The sequence below is a fragment of the Yersinia massiliensis CCUG 53443 genome (assembly GCF_000312485.1).
Taxonomy (GTDB): domain Bacteria; phylum Pseudomonadota; class Gammaproteobacteria; order Enterobacterales; family Enterobacteriaceae; genus Yersinia; species Yersinia massiliensis.
Window position 1 is genome coordinate 321,366 of the sequence record NZ_HE997646.1, and the last position, 6,092, is coordinate 327,457.

Consider the following 6,092-nt stretch of genomic DNA (forward strand, 5'->3'; position numbering starts at 1 on the left):
GATAGGTTGCAATAAGTGAAAATTGACGAGGGACAGCTTAAATATGGGAAGGTTGCCCTAAGTTAAGGGTTCCGCTGGCGGCTTAATGACAAATTGACGGAATAGTTCACGACTTTTTAGCGGTTTCCCGCCCAGATAGGGTTTCAGCGCGATACGAGTAAACCGCTTAGCGGCACGTAAAGTATCAGCATCAGGAAATTCGCGGTTAGCCAACGCTAACAATTGCCGGCCAGTAAAGCTGTAATGGTCAATAACCAGACTGGCGATAAAACCTTTTTCTTCTCGATAGCGGTAAGTCATCGTCTCCGACACGGGCTGCCCACTGCCAGCACAATGAAGAAAATCAACGCCATAACCAAGATGAGCCAATATCGCCAATTCAAATTGGCGCAAGGCATATTCAGGCGTCCCCTCGCTGCCCGCTAAGGCCTGCAAACAATGTAGGTAATCGAAGAATAAAGTAGAGTAATTAGTTTGGTGTTCCAACACGCGAGAAAGCAACTCATTGACATATAAGCCGCTGTATAACATAGAACCGCTTAGCGGAAGCGCTAACGACACGGCCTCGGCACTGCGTAAGGTTTTCACTTCACCACGCCCAGTCCAACGGACTAATAGTGGCGTAAAAGGCTGCAAGCAGCCTTTTAAATTAGAACGGCGACCTCGCGCACCTTTTGCTAACACCCGCATGCGGCCTTCCCCTTCAGTGAATAAATCCAGCATCAAGCTGGTTTCACTGTAAGGTCGCCCATGCAGGACAAATGCGCGTTGCCAACCGTCCATCGGCAGTCTTACTTCAAATCGTCGGTATAGCCTAAGCTGCGCAATGCACGTTCATCATCTGCCCAGCCTGATTTCACTTTCACCCACAACTCAAGATGCACTTTAGCCTCGAACATTTTTTCCATGTCCAAGCGAGCTTCAGTACCAATCACCTTGATTTTTGAACCTTTATTACCAATAACCATTTTCTTTTGGCCGTCGCGCTCAACCAAAATCAGGCCGTGAATGTCATAGCCGCCACGGTCGTTTGATACAAACTGCTCAATTTCAACCGTCACTGAGTAAGGGAGTTCCTCACCCAAAAAGCGCATCAGCTTTTCACGGATGATTTCAGACGCCATAAAACGCTGTGAACGATCAGTGATGTAATCTTCTGGGAAATGATGTTCCGCTTCTGGCATATGCTTGCGCACAATGCTGGCAATGGTATCAACATTCATCCCTTTCTCAGCCGAGATTGGCACAACATCCAGAAAGTCCATCTGCTGACTTAAGAACTGAATATGTGGCAACAGTTTGCTTTTGTCAGTGACGTTATCAACTTTGTTGATCGCCAATAAAACGGGGCAATTCAAGCTGCGCAGCTTATTCACCACCATCTCGTCATCGGGTGTCCAATTGGTGCCTTCGACGACAAAAATAACTAACTCCACATCACCCAGTGAGCTGCTGGCCGCACGGTTCATTAAGCGGTTAATGGCGCGTTTTTCTTCTATATGCAGCCCTGGGGTATCAACATAAATAGCCTGATAAGGCCCTTCAGTATGAATCCCCATAATACGGTGACGTGTGGTTTGCGGCTTACGTGAAGTGATGGAAACTTTTTGCCCCAGCAATTCATTTAGCAAGGTAGATTTGCCCACATTTGGGCGGCCTACAATTGCAATAAAGCCACAATACGTTTTTTCTACTTCGCTCATTCAAGCTCCAACTGTTTCAGCGCTTGTTCCGCTGCCGCCTGCTCGGCTTTACGTCGGCTTGAGCCAGTACCAATGACTGGTTCATTCAAGCCACTGACCTGGCAGTGGATAGTAAATTCCTGGTCATGTGCTTCTCCGCGAACCTGCACAACCAGATAAGAAGGTAATGGCAGATGACGGCCCTGCAAATATTCTTGCAAGCGCGTTTTCGGATCTTTCTGCTTATCACCAGGGCTGATTTCTTCTAAACGACTGCGATACCAGTCGAGAATCAGCCGTTCAATCATATGTATATCGCTATCTAAAAATATACCGCCAATCAAGGCTTCTACCGTATCCGCTAAAATTGATTCGCGGCGGAAACCACCACTCTTCAATTCACCCGGCCCAAGGCGTAAACATTCACCAAGGTCGAATTCACGGGCCATTTCAGCGAGTGTATTGCCTCTGACCAAGGTTGCACGCATCCGGCTCATATCCCCTTCATCAACACGAGGGAAACGGCGGTACAACTCATTGGCGATAACAAAACTTAATATAGAGTCACCCAGGAACTCCAAACGCTCATTGTGTTTGCTACTGGCACTACGATGAGTCAGTGCTTGCAGCAAGAGCTCCTGCTGTTGAAAAGTGTAGCCCAGCTTCCGCTGCAGCCTGTTTATTACGATGGGGTTCATGAGTTACCAATAGATCAAGAATGCGTCAAAAACTACAGCAGACGGAACAGGTCTGATCCACCAAAGATATCAGGACAAAACTGTTTCGTTTGCAGTGGCCCCCATAAAAGAGCCAACTCTTATCGCTCGAAAAGTTATTCTACAACGAGTGGAAATATAATGCTGCGTTTAAATACCCTGCTCACCTGAACTCGCCGTGAGCTTAATGATATTGACGCCCCCGAATCACAGACGTTTGCCTGTGATTCAGGATGTGTTAAATGACGACTTTGCTGCGATAACCATAAATCTAAGTATGGTCATCGTTATTAATGAATGCCACCAATTCGACTTAAACGTACGCCTGTAGGCCATTCACCTTCTTGTTTCTCAAAACTCATCCAAATCGCTGTCGCTTTACCAACCAAGTTACGCTCTGGTACGAATCCCCAGTAACGGCTATCTGCGCTATTATCTCGGTTATCGCCCATCATAAAGTAATGGCCTTCTGGCACGACCCAAACCCCTAAAGGCTGATTCGGTTGCTGATAATAGCTACCAATCTGGTCCTGGCGCCCTGGAACAGTCAGAATGTGATGCGCCACAGTCCCTAGCGTTTCACTACGCTCACGCAAGCGTACCCCGCCATCAGGTACTGCCTGATCGGTTGGGATCTGGAAGAAGCCAGCAGAAGCCTCACCATTACCGCTATAGCGGAATGTCTGCACAAAATCACTTGGCTCAGAAACACTGTAAGTAATCGGCAACGCGCTATCACAAGAAGTCCCAGTATGGCACGAAGGTTGAACCGTAACTTCTTTGCTGATTGGGTTATAACTCACCCGATCACCCGGTAATCCGACAACCCGCTTAATATAATCCACTCGTGGATCTAAGGGATATTTAAAGACGGCGATATCGCCACGTTTAGGATGGCCGGTAGGAATAAGGGTCGTTTGCGTTATTGGATCTTTAATGCCATAAGCAAATTTCTCAACCAATATAAAATCGCCGATCAATAGCGTTGGCATCATTGAACCAGAGGGGATCTGGAAAGGTTCGTAAATAAACGAACGCACAATAAATACCAGTGCCAACACTGGGAAAACAGAGGCACAAGTCTCTATCCAGCCAGGTTGCCTTGCCGCCTGCGATAACGTTTTATTATCAGCACCACCAACCGCTTGAGCATTAAGCTCCGCCGCTTGCGCATGCACTGCCGCAATTTTCGCTTTACGGGCAGGGCCCCATTTAAACCGCTCGAAGCACCAAATAATCCCTGTAAACAGCGTTGCTATCGCTAAAATCAAAGCGAACATGTTAGCCATCAAAACTCCTTATTTACTGTCTTTTCCGACGTGCAGAATGGCCAAGAAAGCCTCTTGCGGTAATTCAACGTTACCAACCTGCTTCATACGTTTCTTACCATCTTTCTGTTTCTGCAGAAGTTTTTTCTTACGGCTAACGTCACCACCATAACACTTCGCCAGTACGTTTTTACGTAACTGCTTCACTGTTGAACGGGCAATGATGTGGTTACCGATAGCGGCCTGAATCGCAATATCAAACTGCTGACGTGGGATCAGCTCTTTCATTTTCTCGACCAGATCACGACCTCGATATTGCGCATTATCGCGATGGGTAATCAATGCTAAAGCATCAACTCGTTCGTTGTTGATCAGTACATCAACACGGACCATGTCTGAGGTTTGGAAACGTTTGAAATTGTAATCCAGCGAAGCATAACCGCGTGAGGTTGATTTCAAGCGGTCGAAGAAATCAAGTACCACTTCAGCCATTGGAATTTCATATGTCAATGCAACTTGGTTACCGTGGTAAACCATGTTGGTCTGTGTTCCGCGCTTTTCGATACACAATGTAATGACGTTACCCAAGTATTCCTGTGGCAACAACATATGACATTCAGCGATGGGTTCGCGCAGTTCTTCAATATTATTCAGCGCAGGCAACTTGGAAGGGCTATCAACATAAACCGTTTCCTTATTGGTGGTCACGACTTCATACACTACCGTTGGCGCTGTGGTAATAAGCTCGAGATCGTACTCTCGCTCCAAACGTTCCTGAATGATCTCCATGTGCAGTAGGCCTAGGAAACCACAACGGAAACCAAAGCCCAATGCTGTGGAGCTTTCTGGTTCATAGAACAAAGAAGCATCATTTAGACTTAACTTACCCAACGCATCACGGAAGGCTTCATAGTCATCAGAGCTAATCGGGAACAAACCGGCATAGACCTGCGGCTTCACTTTTTTAAAGCCCGGTAATGATTTCTCAGCAGGATTACGCGTTAGCGTCAAGGTATCACCGACCGGTGCACCCAAAATGTCTTTGATCGCGCAAACCAGCCAGCCTACTTCACCACAGTTCAGGACATCGCGGTCAATGCGTTTTGGGGTAAAGATACCTAGGCGCTCAGCGTTATAGCTCTGGCCGGTACTCATCACCTTAATTTTATCGCCTTTACGCAATGAACCATTCTTGATGCGGATTAATGATACAACGCCCAAATAGTTATCAAACCATGAGTCAATGATCAGCGCCTGCAATGGCCCATCAGGGTCACCTTCAGGTGCTGGGATGTCACGTACCAAACGCTCAAGGATATCAGGGACGCCGACACCCGTTTTAGCCGAGCAACGGACGGCATCTGTCGCATCAATACCGACGATATCTTCGATTTCTTCCGCTACACGTTCAGGATCAGCGGCAGGTAAGTCGATTTTGTTCAGAACCGGAACAACTTCCAGATCCATTTCCATTGCGGTGTAACAGTTTGCCAGCGTTTGTGCTTCAACGCCCTGCCCTGCATCTACCACCAACAAAGCCCCTTCGCAAGCCGCCAAAGAGCGGGAAACTTCATAAGAGAAGTCAACATGACCAGGGGTATCGATAAAGTTAAGCTGGTAGGTTTGGCCATCTTTAGCATGATAATCAAGAGTCACACTCTGCGCCTTGATGGTAATACCACGCTCACGCTCCAAATCCATGGAGTCCAGTACTTGAGCGGCCATTTCACGCTCAGTTAATCCACCACAAATCTGAATAATACGGTCCGACAGGGTCGATTTACCGTGGTCAATATGGGCAATAATAGAAAAGTTTCTTATGTGCTTCATTTATATGAATTTTCTCTAGTCGTTGTCTTTAATTAATTATTGGTGGACACAGCGATGGACTCAAACCCAAAACTACCCACATAAATATGCAGGCATCTTACACTGTAAGTTAGCCTCGTGAAAGGCATCACCCTTAGCTTGTTAGCGGATTTACGCTGTTAAAATGTATCCATACCCTACTGTTCGCAGTAACAATGCGACCTGAACTTGACGTCCTTTGTGTCTGACATCTGATAAAAACAGGCAATAACCATGATATTAATAGGTATATAACTTTAATTTATTAATCTCTAAAATTGTCTTTACTGAAAATAATCAGTGCCGTAGCGGGTATCGTCCACTTGGTTAAGTAATTCCTAATTTATATCTTTTCTTCCATTAACTCACTTTAGGAAAATACTTATTTACCTCGCGTATAAAAAATCTAGAGTATTTATCAACCCAAGTGAAATATTCTCTTGGCGGCAGAAAGGAAAATATTATGATTGATGAAGGAAAAATAATTAGCCGCCATGAATTTAAAAGAGATAACGCATGGTTAACTATCTCAGCAATAACACTTTTATTATTTCTTATATTTTTAATCCTTATATCAT

General features: G+C 45.8%; 5 protein-coding genes. All 5 read right to left on the bottom strand.

The genetic code is table 11. From position 1 onward, the window contains the following. Positions 1 to 57: 57 nt before the first annotated feature. The 5 genes from recO to lepA all read right to left on the bottom strand — a co-directional run bounded on the left by recO (position 58) and on the right by lepA (position 5,496). Positions 58 to 783 carry a DNA repair protein RecO gene (recO, locus tag BN68_RS16170; protein WP_019212210.1) on the bottom strand — a complete coding sequence of 242 codons (726 nt, stop codon included), beginning with the start codon at positions 781 to 783 and terminating at the stop codon, positions 58 to 60. Between the two features lie 8 nt (positions 784 to 791). Continuing rightward, on the bottom strand, positions 792 to 1,703 hold the full coding sequence (era, locus tag BN68_RS16175; RefSeq protein ID WP_019212211.1) for a GTPase Era: 912 nt from the start codon (positions 1,701 to 1,703) through the stop codon (positions 792 to 794). After that, the gene (rnc, locus tag BN68_RS16180; RefSeq protein WP_019212212.1) at positions 1,700 to 2,380 is read right to left on the bottom strand and encodes a ribonuclease III; all 681 of its coding nucleotides are present in this window, start codon (positions 2,378 to 2,380) and stop codon (positions 1,700 to 1,702) included. Before rnc ends, era begins: the two co-directional genes overlap by 4 nt. A gap of 308 nt (positions 2,381 to 2,688) precedes the next feature. Beyond that, positions 2,689 to 3,687 carry a signal peptidase I gene (lepB, locus tag BN68_RS16185; RefSeq protein WP_019212213.1) on the bottom strand — a complete coding sequence of 333 codons (999 nt, stop codon included), beginning with the start codon at positions 3,685 to 3,687 and terminating at the stop codon, positions 2,689 to 2,691. Positions 3,688 to 3,696: 9 nt separating this feature from the next. Next, positions 3,697 to 5,496, bottom strand: coding sequence for a translation elongation factor 4 (lepA, locus tag BN68_RS16190; RefSeq protein ID WP_019212214.1), 1,800 nt, complete (start codon positions 5,494 to 5,496; stop codon positions 3,697 to 3,699). Positions 5,497 to 6,092: the final 596 nt, after the last annotated feature.

What these genes read in the sequence shown, in the direction of transcription:
- rnc (WP_019212212.1), bottom strand. Translation starts at nt 2,380, where the DNA reads ATGAACCCCATCGTAATAAACAGGCTGCAGCGGAAGCTGGGCTACACT.
- lepB (WP_019212213.1), bottom strand. Translation starts at nt 3,687, where the DNA reads ATGGCTAACATGTTCGCTTTGATTTTAGCGATAGCAACGCTGTTTACA.
- lepA (WP_019212214.1), bottom strand. Translation starts at nt 5,496, where the DNA reads ATGAAGCACATAAGAAACTTTTCTATTATTGCCCATATTGACCACGGT.
- recO (WP_019212210.1), bottom strand. Translation starts at nt 783, where the DNA reads ATGGACGGTTGGCAACGCGCATTTGTCCTGCATGGGCGACCTTACAGT.
- era (WP_019212211.1), bottom strand. Translation starts at nt 1,703, where the DNA reads ATGAGCGAAGTAGAAAAAACGTATTGTGGCTTTATTGCAATTGTAGGC.